Genomic DNA, 245 nt, shown 5'->3' with positions numbered 1-245 from the left:
GCGATGAAACCCTTCGGGGTGAATTAGCGGCGGACGGGTGAGTAACACGTGGGTAACCTGCCTCAAAGAGGGGAATAGCCTCCCGAAAGGGAGATTAATACCGCATAATATGTTTTGGTCGCATGATCGAAACATCAAAGGATTTTTCTTTTAGAAAATTCCACTTTGAGATGGACCCGCGGCGCATTAGCTAGTTGGTGAGGTAACGGCCCACCAAGGCAACGATGCGTAGCCGACCTGAGAGG

Annotated in this window: 1 rRNA gene; it reads left to right on the top strand. The window is 50.6% G+C overall.

The annotated features are described in order from the left end of the window. Positions 1 to 245, top strand: a 16S ribosomal RNA gene (locus Ctaglu_RS24885); the annotation flags it as partial.

Source organism: Clostridium tagluense, assembly GCF_003865095.1.
Lineage (GTDB): Bacteria > Bacillota > Clostridia > Clostridiales > Clostridiaceae > Clostridium_AD > Clostridium_AD tagluense.
Note: the sequence above shows the minus strand (reverse complement) of the source record. Positions and strands in the feature narration are given on the sequence as shown.